The sequence below is a fragment of the Micromonospora sagamiensis genome (genome assembly GCF_014680085.1).
GTDB lineage: Bacteria > Actinomycetota > Actinomycetes > Mycobacteriales > Micromonosporaceae > Micromonospora > Micromonospora inyonensis.
Map to the genome: position 1 here is coordinate 1373429 of NZ_AP023438.1, position 14579 is coordinate 1388007.

At 72.6% G+C, this 14579-nt stretch carries 8 protein-coding genes; 3 read left to right on the forward strand and 5 right to left on the reverse strand.

What is annotated here, in order from left to right; genetic code table 11:
• Positions 1 to 123: 123 nt before the first annotated feature.
• The 3 genes from IGA62_RS05705 to IGA62_RS05715 all read right to left on the reverse strand — a co-directional run bounded on the left by IGA62_RS05705 (position 124) and on the right by IGA62_RS05715 (position 6133).
• Positions 124 to 3105, reverse strand: coding sequence for an Rne/Rng family ribonuclease (locus tag IGA62_RS05705; protein ID WP_145815934.1), 2982 nt, complete (start codon positions 3103 to 3105; stop codon positions 124 to 126).
• 134 nt (positions 3106 to 3239) lie between these two features.
• Entirely contained in the window at positions 3240 to 4046 is an 807-nt protein-coding gene (locus IGA62_RS05710; RefSeq protein WP_145815933.1) for a TIGR03936 family radical SAM-associated protein, read from the reverse strand.
• A 92-nt stretch (positions 4047 to 4138) separates the two neighbouring features.
• Entirely contained in the window at positions 4139 to 6133 is a 1995-nt protein-coding gene (locus IGA62_RS05715; RefSeq protein WP_145815932.1) for a TIGR03960 family B12-binding radical SAM protein, read from the reverse strand.
• 220 nt (positions 6134 to 6353) lie between these two features.
• Here IGA62_RS05715 and IGA62_RS29930 point away from each other — a divergent pair, with 220 nt between their 5' ends.
• Together IGA62_RS29930 and IGA62_RS05725 are read left to right on the forward strand one after the other, a co-directional pair.
• Positions 6354 to 8045, forward strand: coding sequence for a hypothetical protein (locus IGA62_RS29930; protein WP_232625168.1), 1692 nt, complete (start codon positions 6354 to 6356; stop codon positions 8043 to 8045).
• Between the two features lie 71 nt (positions 8046 to 8116).
• Positions 8117 to 9589: a cryptochrome/photolyase family protein gene (locus tag IGA62_RS05725; RefSeq protein ID WP_145815931.1), complete on the forward strand. Its 1473-nt coding sequence runs from the start codon at positions 8117 to 8119 to the stop codon at positions 9587 to 9589.
• Between the two features lie 29 nt (positions 9590 to 9618).
• On the opposite strand, the gene IGA62_RS05730 is transcribed toward IGA62_RS05725, so the two are convergent.
• Together IGA62_RS05730 and ileS are read right to left on the reverse strand one after the other, a co-directional pair.
• Positions 9619 to 10296: a lysophospholipid acyltransferase family protein gene (locus IGA62_RS05730; RefSeq protein ID WP_145815930.1), complete on the reverse strand. Its 678-nt coding sequence runs from the start codon at positions 10294 to 10296 to the stop codon at positions 9619 to 9621.
• 162 nt (positions 10297 to 10458) lie between these two features.
• A complete protein-coding gene (gene ileS, locus IGA62_RS05735; RefSeq protein WP_145815929.1) occupies positions 10459 to 13626 on the reverse strand; it encodes an isoleucine--tRNA ligase in 3168 nt (1055 codons plus the stop codon).
• Positions 13627 to 14074: 448 nt separating this feature from the next.
• On the opposite strand from ileS, the gene IGA62_RS05740 reads away from it, so the two are divergent.
• A complete protein-coding gene (locus IGA62_RS05740; RefSeq protein ID WP_145815928.1) occupies positions 14075 to 14530 on the forward strand; it encodes a carboxymuconolactone decarboxylase family protein in 456 nt (151 codons plus the stop codon).
• Positions 14531 to 14579: the final 49 nt, after the last annotated feature.

Sequence of the window (14579 nt, forward strand, 5' to 3'; positions counted from 1 at the left end):
ACAGGGGCCCCGGCACGCGACCGGCCGGGCACGTGGCAAGGCCCCGGGCACACGACAGGACCCCGTCGCCGGCACGATCACCGGGAGCGGGGTCCTGTCGTCCCACCTACACGCGGGGTCGCCTCACGGCCGGGTACGCCGTCGCGCGCCACCCCGCCGGGACCGGCGACGACCGCCGCCCGCCTCGGCGAGTTCGTCGTCACCCTCCCCGTCGCCCAGGGCGTCCGGGTCGTCGGCGGCGGCGAGCCGGGCCGACTCGCCGCGCTGGGCGTCGGCCACCGCCGGGGCGGCCTCCGTGTCGACCTCGTACCGGGACAGGTCGTAGCCCATCGTGTCCTGGTACGTGTCGGTCGGGGTTTCGGTGACCTCGACCTCGACGGTGCTCCGCTCCGGTGTGGCCGACTTGCGCCCCCGCCGACGCGTCGACGCGCCGTTCTGCTCGGCCGGCGCCGGGGTGGCCGGGGCCGTCGCCGCGACCGCCTTGGTCTTCTCCGGCGCGCCACCGGCACGCGGCTTCTCCGGCACCGGTTCGGTGTGGATGATCAGGCCCCGGCCCTTGCAGCACTCGCAGGTCTCGCTGAACGCCTCCAGCAGCCCCGCGCCGATCCGCTTCCGGGTCATCTGCACCAGGCCGAGCGAGGTGATCTCGGTGACCTGGTGCTTGGTGCGGTCCCGGCCGAGGCACTCGGTGAGGCGGCGCAGCACCAGCTCCCGGTTCGACTCGAGCACCATGTCGATGAAGTCGATGACGACGATGCCGCCGATGTCCCGCAGCCGGAGCTGGCGGACGATCTCCTCGGCCGCCTCCAGGTTGTTGCGGGTGACGGTCTCCTCCAGGTTGCCGCCGGCACCGGTGTACTTGCCGGTGTTGACGTCCACCACGGTCATCGCCTCGGTGCGGTCGATGACCAGGTGACCGCCGGAGGGGAGGAAGACCTTCCGGTCCAGCCCCTTGAGGATCTGCTCGTCGATGCGGTACGTGGCGAAGACGTCGGCGGTGCCGGTGTGCCGGCGCAGCCGCTCGACCAGGTCCGGCGACACGTGCGACAGGTACGACTCGACCACGTCGTACGCCCCGTCGCCCTCGATCACCAGCTCGCGGAAGTCCTCGTTGAACAGGTCCCGCACCACCCGGATGACCAGGTCGGGCTCCTCGTAGAGCAGCACCGGGGCGCCGCCCTCCGCCGCCTTGGCCCGGATGTCCTCCCACTGCGCCTGGAGCCGCTTGACGTCCCGGGCGAGTTCGTCCTCGCTGGCCCCCTCGGCGGCGGTTCGGACGATCACGCCCGCGCCGTCCGGTACCAGCTTCTTCAGCACGTCCCGCAGCCGCTTGCGCTCGGTGTCCGGCAGCTTCCGGCTGATGCCGGAGGCGTTGCCGTTCGGCACATAGACCAGGTGCCGGCCGGAGAGCGCGATGTGGCTGGTCAGCCGGGCGCCCTTGTGGCCGATCGGGTCCTTGGTGACCTGCACCAGCACCGAGTCGCCGGACCTGAGCGCCTGCTCGATCGAGCGCGCCCGCCCCTCCAGGCCGGTGGTGTCCCAGTTGACCTCACCGGCGTACAGGACCGCGTTTCGGCCGCGCCCGACGTCGACGAAGGCCGCCTCCATGCTGGGCAGGACGTTCTGCACCTTGCCCAGGTAGACGTTGCCGGCCATGGTGCCGGAGGAGTTGCGGGTGACGTAGTGCTCGACCAGGACGCCGTCCTCCAGCACGCCGATCTGGGTGCGGTCACCGCGCTGGCGGACCACCATCACCCGGTCGACCGCCTCCCGACGGGCCAGGAACTCCGACTCGCTCAGGATCGGCGGTCGGGTACGCCGCTGCTCCCGGCCGTCGCGGCGGCGCTGCCGCTTCGCCTCCAGCCGGGTCGAACCGGAGACGCCCTGCACCTCGTCGACGGTCTTGCGCGGCTCACGGATCTTGACCACCGTCGGGACGCCGTCGTCCGCGGTCGACTCGACGTCACCCGCGCCACGACGACGGCGACGACGGCGACGACGGGTCAGCCCGTCGGCGCTGTCGTCCTCCTCCTCGTCGGTCTCGGCCTCGGCCTCGGCGTCGGCCTCGGCCTCCTCCTCGGCCTGCGCCGACTCCTCGGCTTCCTCGTCGTCGTCGGCCTCGTCGGCCCCGCCCCGGCCCCGACCCCGACCCCGACGGCCGCGACGGCGACGGCGCCGCCCTGCGGCGGTCTCGTCGTCCTCGTCCTCGTCCTCGGCGGTCTCGTCCTCGACCTCGGCGGTGGGCTCCTCCTCGGCTTCGACCTCGACCTCGACCGGTTCGACGTCGCGTCGACCACGGCGACGGCGGCGCGGGGTCTCGACCGCCTCCTCGGCGGCGGGCTCCTCGGCCGGCGGCGTCACCCGGACGGGCACCGCCTCGGGCTCCGGGGCCATGAAGAGCACCACCGGCGGGATGGCCCGGCGACGGCGGGTCGGCTTCTCCGCCACGGGCTCGGCCGGCGGTTCGGCCGGGGCGGACACCGCCACCCCCGGCGGGACCTCACCGGACCGGTTCTCCGCACCGCTGGACGTCGGGACGGCCGTGTCGACGTCCTCCTCGGCGACATCCGCCGCCGGCTCCGCGTCCGTCCGCGCGGCCACGGCCGGCACGCTCTCCGCGACCGGCTGGTTCACCACCGGCGGCACGTCCTCCGCCGTCGGGGCGGCGGCCGGCTCGGCCGGCAGCGGGGGGACGACCTCGGTGGCCGGGCTCTCGGCCGCCTTCCGGCGCCGCGTCCGGGTCACCTTGACCGGCGGTACGACCTCCGCGCCGGCATCCGTCACCTCGGTGGCGACGACCGGCTCCTCGGCAGCCTTCGGGCTGGTCGCCTTGCGGCGGCGACGGGTGGTCTTCGGGGCCGCTTCCAGGTCACCGGCGACCGGGGCGAGCACCTCGGCCTGGGGTGCCTCGGGGCTGGTCGAGGCGGTGCCGGCGGCCGCGTCGACGGGTGCCTCGGTCTGTTCCGGCTGGTTGAGCGGCGCGGCCCGGCGCCGGGTGGTCCGCCGTCGCGTCGGCGCGACGGCGGGGGTCTCGGTGGTCTCGGCGGTCTCACCGGCCGGCTGTGTGCCGGTCCGCTCGCCGCCCTCGGGCTCGTTCTCGAGCATGGACGTTCTCCAGTTCTGGCTGCCCCGGGCGCGGGTGAGCGCTGCCACGCAGGGTTGCCGCAAATGTTTTCCGCGGGCACGCGAGGTGCACGCCCGTCGAAGTCTGCCTGCCTGAGAACCGACCGGATGTCCGGTCAGCGCTCAACGATGGTTGCCCTGTCGCGGTCCGCCTCCAACGGATCCACGATCGCGCCCTGCGCGGTCAACGTGCCCTGCGCCAGCCGGGTCACCCGTGGCGACACCGGCGGCTCCAGGTCGGCCACCACGCGAAGGCCGGAAAGGACGTCATCGGGTCGAACGGAGGGGGTGACCTGCCGGACGACCAGTTCGAGTATCGCACACGGTACGCCGGTGACCTCGGAAGGCGTCTCCACCGGCTCCCGGACCCCGATCCGGAGCACGGCGGCGCGGGCGTCGAACGTGCGCCGTCCCTGCTTCGTCATCCGCTCGACCAGCACCTCGCCGGCGGCGGTGAAGGCGTCCACGGCCCGGCCCAGCGTGACCGGGTCGACACCGGGCAGCTCGATCCACCAGTGGGACGCCTCGATCCGGTCGGCGAGGCTCCCGCCGTCGGCCACCACCGCGTCGAGCACGTCGAGGCCGGGCGAGAGTGCGGCGTCCAGCGCGACACGCAACTCGGCCGGGTCGACCGGGGCGCGTAGGCCGATCTCCAGGTACTCCGCCTCGCTGGCCACCCCGGTCGGGGCGGCGCTGGCGTAGGAGATCTTCGGATGCGGGGTGAAGCCCTGGGAGAAGGCGATCGGCACCCCGGCCCGCCGAAGTGCCCGTTCGAAGGCCCGAGCGAAGTCCCGGTGCGAGGTGAACCGCAGTGGTCCCCGCTTGGCGTACCGGATGCGGACGCGCTGGACGACCGGCGCCTGCCCACCCTCCGGCTGTGGTTTCTTGTTGATCGTCGTGCTCCTCGGAATGTCAGTACCCATCGATCATGGAGTCATTGTCGGCGACACGCACCGTGACGACAACTCCATGATCGCCCCCGGACCGCCCCGACGCACGACGAGCGCGCCGAGGGTCACTGCTGGGCTGCCGGGGTGGGTACCCGCAGGCCGGCACCGGTGATCGGGGTGAGCGGGAGCAGTTTCCGCCCGGTCGGGCCGATCTGGATCTCGGTGTCCATGGACGGGCAGACACCGCAGTCGAAACAGGGCGTCCACCGGCAGTCGTCCTGCTCGTACTCGCTGAGCGCGTCCTGCCAGTCCTGCCAGAGCCAGTCCTTGTCCAGGCCGGAGTCGAGGTGGTCCCAGGGCAGGACCTCCAACTCGTCGCGCTGCCGGGTGGTGTACCAGTCCAGGTCGACGCCGAACGTCGGCAGTACCTCGGCGGCGGCGTCCACCCAGCGCTGGTAGGAGAAGTGCTCGCTCCAACCGTCGAAGCGGCCACCGTTCTCCCAGACCCGGCGGATGACCGCGCCGACCCGCCGGTCCCCCCGGCTGAGCAGGCCCTCGATCAGCGACGGTTCGCCGTCGTGGTAGCGGAAGCCGATCGCCCGGCCCAGCGACCGGTCGGCGTTGATCGCCTGCTTGAGCAGCCTGAGCCGGCCGTCGATGACCTCCGGACGCTCCATCGCCGCCCACTGGAACGGGGTGTGCGGTTTGGGCACGAACCCGCCGATGGAGACCGTGCAGCGGATGTCCTTGGAACCGGTCGCCGCCCGCCCGGCCCGGATCACCTCGTGTGCCATGTCGGCGATCTCGAGGACGTCGGCGTCGGTCTCGGTGGGCAGACCGCACATGAAGTAGAGCTTCACCTGCCGCCAGCCGTTGGTGTACGCGGTCACCACGGTGCGGATCAGGTCGTCCTTGGAGACCATCTTGTTGATCACGCGCCGGATCCGCTCCGACCCGCCCTCCGGGGCGAAGGTCAGGCCGGTCCGCCGGCCGTTACGGGACAGCTCCTGGGCCAGGTCGATGTTGAACGCGTCGACCCGGGTCGACGGCAGCGAGAGCGACACGTTCGTGCCCTCGTACTGCTGGGCCAGGCCGGAGCACATGTCGCCGATCTCGGAGTGGTCGGCCGACGACAGGGAGAGCAGACCCACCTCGTGGAAGCCGGAGAACTCCAGACCCTGCTGCACCATCTGCCCGACGGTGGTGATCGAGCGCTCCCGCACCGGACGGGTGATCATGCCGGCCTGGCAGAACCGGCAGCCCCGGGTGCAACCCCGGAAGATCTCCACCGCGTACCGCTCGTGCACCGTCTCGGCGAGCGGCACCAGGGGCTTCTTCGGGTACGGCCAGGCGTCCAGGTCCATCGTCGTGCGCTTGTGCACCCGGAACGGCACGTCCGCCCGGTTGGGCACGACCCGCTGGATCCGGCCGTCGGGCAGGTAGTCCACGTCGTAGAAGCGCGGCACGTAGACGCTCTCCGTGCGGGCCAGCCGCAGCAGCAGCTCGTCCCGACCACCGGGCGAGCCCTCGGCCTTCCACTCCCGGACGATCGCGGTGATCTCCAGGACCGCCTCCTCGCCGTCGCCGAGCACGGCGGCGTCGACGAAGTCGGCGATCGGCTCCGGGTTGAACGCGGCGTGTCCACCGGCCACGATGACCGGGTCCGCGTCGGTGCGGTCGGCGGCGAGCAACGGGATGCCGGCCAGGTCGATCGCGGTGAGCAGGTTGGTGTAGCCCAGCTCGGTGGAGAACGAGACGCCGAACATGTCGAAGTCGCGCACCGAGCGGTGCGCGTCGACGGTGAACTGCGGCACGCCGTGCGTCCGCATCAGCCTCTCCAGGTCCGGCCAGACCGCGTACGTCCGCTCGGCGAGCACGTCGGGCAGCTCGTTGAGCACCTCGTAGAGGATCTGCACGCCCTGGTTGGGCAGGCCCACCTCGTACGCGTCCGGGTACATCAGCGCCCATCGGACCGCCGCGGTGTCCCAGTCCTTGACCACCGCCCCCAGCTCACCACCGACATACTGGATGGGCTTGGTCACCTGCGGCAGCAGCGGCTCCAGCCGGGGCCATACGGAGTTGGCCACGGCGGGGCGCGGCGTGGTGGACGGGACGCTCATGACGCCCAAGGGTACGCGCCCACCCACCCGGGTCCGCCGGACCGGGTGGACCGAGCCGAACGGACGACGCGGGACCGAACCGGTGACCGCGGGAAGACGCCGATGATCGACACCGTCCCGCGCCGGGACGCGGTGGGGCATCCCGGGTACGGGGGGCGCGAATGGCCCCGGTTGGCGTACCGGTACTAACCTCGCAACGGCGCGAGAGGAGATTGCCGCGATGCCGGAGCCGCAGCCGGGAGCAGAAGGACCGGCCGCCGGGAACACGCCGGCCCCGCCACCGTCCGCGACGGAGGCCCGGGACCAGGTGGTTCCCGGCGAGCCCGACCCCTCCGCCGGGTCCACCGAGCGGACGGTCGAGAACGTGCCGGACGGCTCGTCCGGTGAACCGGCGACCGAGGAGAACCCGGCCGGGCCGGACCGGACCGCGGTGGACGCCACCGGGCCGGACCGCACCACCGTGGACGGCACCGGGCCGGACCCGACCGCCCTGGACGCCGCGCGTCCGGAGACCGTCTCGCCCGCGACCGCGCCGACGCAGCGGGGGGTCGCGGCGACCGCGAAGGTCCCCGCCCCCACGGAGCGGCAGGCCGGGCCACCCGCGCCCGACCCGACCCGGATCGACCCGATCCGCACCGATCCGACCGCGCCGGAGCAACGCACCCCCGACGCCACCCGCATCGACCGGGCCGGTCCCGACCCGACGAAGCTCGATTCGGCCCCCGCCGCCCCTCCCGCGCCCCGCTGGAGCGGTTCCGCGGCGGTACCGCCGCCCAAGCCCAAGAAGCGCGGTTGGGGCCACTCCGCCGAGCCGACCCCACCGCCCGTGCCGCCACCCGCCCCGCCGGAGAGCCAGGCACCGGTCGACCCGTGGGCCGGGGCGGACACCGGAGGCTGGGACCTGAACGCGGGTTTCGAGCCGCTGCCGGCCACCCGGATGTACCCGACGCCGGCGGACTCCCCGGCCTGGACGCCGGACCCGCCGGCCCCGGCCTGGACCCCACCGCCGGTGACCCCGCAGCCACCACCGGTGGCACCGGTCTCCGGGCAGCCGGTACCCCCGCCGGTCGCGCGCCCCGTCCCGCCCCCGCAGGCGCGTCCCGTGTCACCGCCGCCGGCACGTCCCGTGTCGCCCCCGCCGGCCGCCCGGCCGGTGTCGTCACCGTCCTTCCCGCCACCGCAGCCCCGACCGGTCTCCTCGCCCCCACCGGTACCGGCCCGGCCGGTCTCCTCGCCGCCACCGGTACCGGCCCGGCCGGTCTCCCCGCCCCGGCAGCCACACCACCCGACGCCGTCCCCGGTCGGTCCACCGCCCAACTGGCAGGCGCCGCAGGGGTACGCTCCGCCGCCCCGCCGGAAGCGGCGCTGGCCGGCCCGCATGCTGATCCTGACCCTGCTCTCCATCGCCTGCTGCTGCGGTTGTCCGGCCTGGTTCGGCAAGCCGGTGTGGGAGCAGTACCCGGCCAACGCGAGCCTGCCCCCGCAGGTGGCCGACCTGCGGCTCCAGACCGACGCGCGCAGCGAAAAGGTTGCCGACGAACTGCGCGGCGAGGTGAAGACCGAGCACACGCTGGCCGAGGAGACCTTCGCCGGGGTCTACAGCACCCCGCAGGGCAAGACGGTCGTCGTCTTCGGCAGTACCGGTCTCACTTTCACTCCGGAGTCGGACGCCGAGGACGAGTTGACCCGGCTGACCCCGAAGTACAACCTCGGTACGCCGCAGGTGGTCGAGACCGACGTCCGTGGCGAGCACCAGCGCTGCGCGGTCGGCCGCGTGGACAACGTGGACGTGGTGGTCTGCACCTGGGCCGACCACGGCAGCCTCGCCAGCGGGGTCTTCACCCGGCTCTCGCTGACCGACAGCGCCGCGCTGCTCGGCACCCTGCGGGAACGGATCGTGAGCCGGGGCTGACATGACCTGGAACACGAACGACCCCTCACCTTGGGGTCACGCATAACAGTGCTGGCGGGCACAATCAGGACATGTCCCGGCGATGGCTCTTCGCCGACCAACTCGGACCGCACTTCCTCGACGACCCGCACCAGCCGGTCCTGCTGATCGAGTCCAAGGCGGTCTTCCGCCGCCGTGCCCACCACCGGCAGAAGGCGCACCTGGTTATCTCCGCGCTCCGGCACCGCGCCGCCGAACTGGGCGACCAGGCCCGGTACCTGCGCGCCGAGACCTACCGCGAGGCTCTGCGCCAGGTCCGCGAACCGGTCGAGGTGCACCACCCCACCTCCCGCCGGGCGCTGGCGCTGGTCCGCCGGCTGGACGGGGTGAGCGTGCTTCCGCCGAAGGGCTTCGTCACCAGCCTCGGCGACTTCGCCGACTGGGCGGACGCGCGCCGTGGAGCCCTGCGGCTGGAGGCGTTCTACCAGTTCGCGCGGCAGCGGCACGGGGTGCTCGTCGAGGGGGACGAACCGGTCGGCGGGCGGTGGAGCCTGGACACCGGCAACCGGCAGCCCCCGCCACGGACCATATCCCGTTTGGACGCCCCGGCGCCGCCGACGCCGACGGAGGACGACATCGACGCCGAGGTCCGGGCCGACCTGGACCGCTGGGAACGGGAGGGGATCCGGTTCGTCGGCCGGGACGGCCCGCGCCGCTTCCCGGCGACGGCGACGGAGGCCCGGGCCCGGCTCCGGCACTTCCTCGCCCACCGGCTGCCGATGTTCGGCCGGTACGAGGACGCCATGCGCAACGCCGACCCGTGGATGGCGCACAGCGTGCTCTCCTCCTCGTTCAACCTGGGACTGCTCGACCCGATGACGGCGGTACGCGGCGCGGAGCAGGCGTACCGGAGGGGCCGGGCACCGCTGCCCAGCGTGGAGGGCTTCATCCGGCAGATCCTCGGTTGGCGGGACTTCGTCTGGCACCTGTACTGGTACTTCGACCCGTCCTGGCGGCACAGCAACGAGCTGGCCGCCCGCCGCCCGGTGCCCGACTGGTTCCGGGAACTCGACGCGGACGCGGTGACCGCGCGCTGCCTCTCCGATGTGCTCGCCGGGGTACGCGACCACGGATGGGTGCACCACATCCCCCGGCTGATGGTGCTCGGCAACTACGCCCTGCAACGGGGCTGGCGCCCCGCCGAGCTGGTCGACTGGTTCCACCAGAGCTTCGTCGACGGCTACGACTGGGTGACGACCGCCAACGTGGTCGGCATGAGCCAGTACGCCGACCTGGGCCGGATGGCCACCAGGCCGTACGTTTCCGGTGGCACGCACATCAACCGGATGAGCGACTACTGCGGCGGCTGCCGGTACGACCCGAGGCAACGCCTGGGCGAGGATGCCTGCCCGTTCACCGCCGGCTACTGGGGATTCCTGGCCCGCAACCGGCACCGCATCCCGCCCAACGCACGGCTGGCCCGCACCCTGACCCAGCTGGACCGGCTCACCGACGTCGACGCCGTGGTGGCCCGGGAGGAGCGCCGCGCCATCACCCCACCCTGACCCGGCTCGACGACGGCGCGGGCGAGGGGTCAGCGGGTGGGCTGGTTGCGGGGCGGGGCGTAGCGGGGGACGTACTCCTGGCCGGTGAGCTTCTGGATCTCGGTCATCAGTTCGTCGGTCATCGCCCGCAGTGACGTGCGGTCGTCCGGACGGCCGGTGAAGTCCAGGGGCTTGCCGAACCGGACGGTGATCTTCCCCGCGCCGAGGCGGGGCATCCGCGCGCCGATCGGCTGCACCTTCTCCGTGCCGATCATGCCCACCGGCACGACCGGTACACCGGCTGAGATGGCCAGCCGGGCCGCGCCGGTCCGTCCCCGGTAGAGCCGGCCGTCCGGCGACCGGGTCCCCTCGGGGTAGACGACGACCACGTCACCGCCCTTGAGCGCGGGGATCGCCGCGTCGAACGCGGACAGCGCCGCCCGACCGCCGGCCCGCTCGACCGGGATCGCACCCAGCCCGGTGAGCAACGACTTGGTCAGCCGGCCCCGGAAGCCGGTGCCCCGGAAGTACTCCGACTTGGCCCAGAAGGCGAGGTGCCGGGGCACCGTCGCGCCGAGGAACAGCTCGTCGGCGACGGAGAGGTGGTTGCCGGCGAGGATCACCCCGCCGTGCTCCGGTACGTGCTCCAGACCCTCCACGGTCGGGCGCCACCCCCACCGCAGCAGGTTCCCCACGGTGTACTGGCCGATGGTGTAGAGCAGCGGCACGGGTCCTCCGGCGGTCGTACGGGTGCAGGCGGTGTCACGTTAGCCGACGCCCCGCCGGTGTCCGGCGACCCCCGCCGGGTCACCCGACGGGCGGGACCCGACCGGGCGGGGAGGGCCGCCACCTGCGGAGACGACCCTCCCCTGATACCCCGTGAACGTCCTTCACACCCGGCTGACGGCCACCGTCACCCGGTCGCCCTCGCCGACCTCGCCGGTGAACCCGTCGACCGGGTCGGCGAAGTCGACGGACTGCGCCAGCACCTCCCGGGCGACGAAGTCCCGGTACGCCGACACCGCCGCCCGGACCTCCTCCGAGGCGGACAGCACCAGCGTGACGCGGTCCGACACGTCCAGGTCGGCGTCCCGGCGGGCCTGCTGCACCACCCGGACGACGTCCCGGGCCAGCCCCTCGGCGGCCAGTTTTGGGGTGACCGTGGTGTCCAGCACCACCACCCCCTCACCGGCGGGCAGCGGCGCGGAGTGCTCCGCGTCGGCGGCGACCAGGCGCAGTTCGTACTCGCCCTCGGCGAGGGTGACCCCGGCCGCGACCGGCGCGCCGTCGACCAGCTCCCACTGGCCCGCCTTGACCGCCTTGATCACCTGCTGCACCTGCTTGCCGACCCGGGGACCGAGCGCCCGGGGCACCACGGTCAGCACCTGCTGGCAGTAGCTGGCCACCGCGTCGGTGAACTCCACCGCCTTGACGTTGACCTCGTCGGCGACCAGGTCGGCGAAGGGTCGCAGCGCCGCCGCGGCCGGCGAGGCCACGGTGAGCTTCGCCAGCGGCAGCCGGACCCGCAGCCCCTTGGCCTTGCGCAGCGACAGTGCCGCCGAGCAGACCTCCCGGGTGGCGTCCATCGCGGCCACCAGGTCGTGGTCGGCCGGGAACGCGTCGGCCGACGGCCAGTCGGTCAGGTGCACCGACCGTTCCCCGGTCAGTCCGCGCCAGATCTCCTCCGCGGTCAGCGGCGCCAGCGGCGCGACCACCCGGCAGAGCGTCTCCAGCACCGTCCACAGGGTGTCGAAGGCGTCGGCGTCACCGGACCAGAACCGGTCCCGCGAGCGCCGCACGTACCAGTTGGTCAGCGCGTCCAGGTACGACCGCACGGTGGCGCAGGCCCCCGAGATGTCGTACGCGTCCATCTGCGCCTGCACGGTGGCGACCAGTTCGTTCGTCTTCGCCAGCACGTACCGGTCGAGCAGGTTGCCGGCGGCGTCACCGGCCGGCGCGGCGCCGGTCTTCCGCTTCGCCGTGTACCCGGCGGCGTTGGCGTAGAGCGAGAAGAAGTACCAGACGTTCCAGAGTGGCAACAGCACCTGCCGGACGGCGTCCCGGATGCCCGCCTCGGTGACCGCCATGTCCCCGCCGCGCAGCACCGGTGAGGACATCAGCATCCACCGCATCGCGTCCGACCCGTACGAGTCGAAGACGTGGTACACGTCCGGGTAGTTGCGCAGGCTCTTGGACATCTTCCGGCCGTCCGAGCCGAGCAGGATGCCGTGGCTGAGGCAGTTGCGGAACGCCGGCCGGTCGAACAGCGCGGTGGCCAGCACGTGCATGGTGTAGAACCAGCCGCGCGTCTGCGCGATGTACTCGACGATGAAGTCACCCGGGTAGTGGTGCTCGAACCAGTCGGCGTTCTCGAACGGGTAGTGCACCTGGGCGAACGGCATCGACCCGGACTCGAACCAGCAGTCCAGCACCTCCGGCACCCGGCGCATCATGGACTTTCCGGTCGGGTCGTCCGGGTTCGGGCGGACCAGCTCGTCCACCGCCGGCCGGTGCAGGTCGGTCAGGCGTACGCCGAAGTCCCGCTCGATCTCGGCCAGCGAGCCGTACACGTCGACGCGCGGATAGGTCGGGTCGTCGGAGCGCCACACCGGGATCGGCGAGCCCCAGAACCGGTTCCGGCTGATCGACCAGTCCCGCGCGTTGGCCAGCCACTTGCCGAACGAGCCGTCCTTGACGTGCCCCGGCGTCCAGTTGATCTGCTGGTTCAGCTCGACCATCCGGTCCTTGAACTGCGTCACCGCGACGAACCACGACGACACGGCCTTGTAGACCAGCGGGGTGTCGCAGCGCCAGCAGTGCGGGTACGCGTGGGTGTAGGTGTCCTGCTTGAGCACCACCCCCCGCTCCTTCAGCTCCCGGATCACCGGCTTGTTCACGTCGAAGACCTGCTCACCGGCGTACGGCGGGACCAGCGCGGTGAAGCGGGTGTGGTCGTCGACGGTGACGATGGTCGGGATGCCGGCCGTGTTGCAGGCGTTCTGGTCGTCCTCACCGAAGGCCGGGGCCAGGTGCACGATCCCGGTGCCGTCCTCGGTGGTGACGAACTCCGCGCCGAGCACCTGGTACGCGTTCGACCCGGCCTGCTCCACGAGGAAGTCGTAGAGCGGGGTGTAGAACCGGCCCACCAGGTCCGCACCCCGCACCGTGCCGACCTGCGCGTAGCCCTCCAGCTCCTTGGCGTACGCGCCGAGCCGTGCCGCGCCGACCACGTACCGCTCGCCGTCGCGCTCCAGCACCGCGTACTCGATGTCCGGGCCGACGGCCAGGGCGAGGTTCGACGGCAGGGTCCACGGCGTGGTGGTCCAGACGCCGAGGCGCACCGGCCCGCGCACCAGTTCCGGGGCGTTCTCGTCGGGCGTCAGCGCGAACCAGACCGAGAGGGTCGGGTCGTGCCGGTCCCGGTAGACGTCGTCCATCCGGGTCTCGGTGTTCGACAGCGGCGTCTCGCAGCGCCAGCAGTACGCCAGCACCCGGAAGCCCTCGTAGACCAGACCCTTGTCGTGCAGGGTCTTGAAGGCCCACATGACGCTTTCCATGTAGTCCAGGTCGAGGGTCTTGTAGTCGTTGGCGAAGTCGACCCAGCGGGCCTGCCGGGTGACGTACCGCTCCCAGTCGTGGGTGAACTCCAGCACGGAGGTGCGGCACGCCTCGTTGAACCGGGCCACGCCCAGGTCGAGGATCTCCGCCTTGCTGGTGATGCCGAGCTGCTTCTCGGCGACCACCTCGGCGGGCAGGCCGTGGCAGTCCCAGCCGAAGCGCCGCTCCACCCGCCGGCCGCGCATGGACTGGTAGCGCGGCACGAGGTCCTTGACGTAGCCGGTGAACAGGTGGCCGTAGTGCGGAAGTCCGTTGGCGAACGGCGGCCCGTCGTAGAAGACGTACTCGTTCTCACCGTTCCGGCCGGCCTCACGGCTCTCGACGGAGGCCTCGAAGGTCTTGTCGGCGCTCCAGTGCTCCAGGACCCGGCGCTCGACCGCGGGCAGGTCCGGGCTCGCCGGGACACCGGTGGCGGTCGGGTCGTGCAACGGATAGGCCATCGGGGGTCGCTCTCCTCGCGTTACGACGACTCCGGCTCGGCGCGTCTGGCGCCGCGCCGACGACCCGGAGCCGTCGAGCTCACTGGTCGTGTGGGTCTGCGAGGACGAGCCCTCTGGGTGCGCCGTGACCGGCGCCCCCGGGTCGGGCCCGCGGTACCACCCCGCTTGGCGGCCGAGAATCGACCGCCCGCTCGTTGGCCGGCTGTGACGGGCCGGACCCGTCCGGTTCTACTCGGGCCCGTGGGCCCTTTCTTCCGGAGGCTCACCGGTGATGGCCGGGTCGTCGCCTGTGCCGACAAGCGTACTCGACCCGGCCTGCCGACCGCCGCCGAGTTACCCACGCCCACCGCCCCGACGACCAGGGTGACGCGGCTCTCACCCCCGGGTGGTCACACCCCGGCGGTCCGGCCCGTCAGGCCGGTGCAGGACACGGACGAGGGAGGACCTCATGCAGGCACGGATGAACATCGCCCAGGTCGCGCCGGAGGCGTACCGCGCGGTGCTCGGGCTGGAGAAGTACGTCCGGGCGAACGTCGCGCACCGGCTGCTGGAACTGGTGAAGCTGCGCGCCTCGATGCTGAACGGCTGCGCCTTCTGCGTCGACATGCACAGCCAGGACGCGCTCGACTCGGGTCAGTCCAGCCGCCGGCTGTTCGCGGTCGCCGCCTGGCGCGACGCGCCCTTCTTCGACGAGCGGGAACGGGCCGCGCTGGCCCTCACCGACGCGGTCACCCGGCTCGGCGAGCACGGCGTGCCGGACGAGGTGTGGGACGACGCGGTACGGGTCTTCTCCGAGAAGGAGGTGGCCGACCTGGTGACGGCCATCGCGACCATCAACGTGTGGAACCGGGTGTCGGTGACCACCCGCACCCAGCCGCCCACCGAGGTCGCGGCAGCCGGCTGAGGTGGAAGCAGGGGTCCCCTGTTACCGCTTTTTGGGTAACAGGGGACCC

Coding starts and splice junctions, on each gene's coding strand:
- ileS (WP_145815929.1), bottom strand. CDS start 13,626: ATGGCCTATCCGTTGCACGACCCGACCGCCACCGGTGTCCCGGCGAGC.
- IGA62_RS05715 (WP_145815932.1), bottom strand. CDS start 6,133: ATGAGCGTCCCGTCCACCACGCCGCGCCCCGCCGTGGCCAACTCCGTA.
- IGA62_RS05710 (WP_145815933.1), bottom strand. CDS start 4,046: ATGGGTACTGACATTCCGAGGAGCACGACGATCAACAAGAAACCACAG.
- IGA62_RS05705 (WP_145815934.1), bottom strand. CDS start 3,105: ATGCTCGAGAACGAGCCCGAGGGCGGCGAGCGGACCGGCACACAGCCG.
- IGA62_RS05725 (WP_145815931.1), top strand. CDS start 8,117: ATGTCCCGGCGATGGCTCTTCGCCGACCAACTCGGACCGCACTTCCTC.
- IGA62_RS05740 (WP_145815928.1), top strand. CDS start 14,075: ATGCAGGCACGGATGAACATCGCCCAGGTCGCGCCGGAGGCGTACCGC.
- IGA62_RS29930 (WP_232625168.1), top strand. CDS start 6,354: ATGCCGGAGCCGCAGCCGGGAGCAGAAGGACCGGCCGCCGGGAACACG.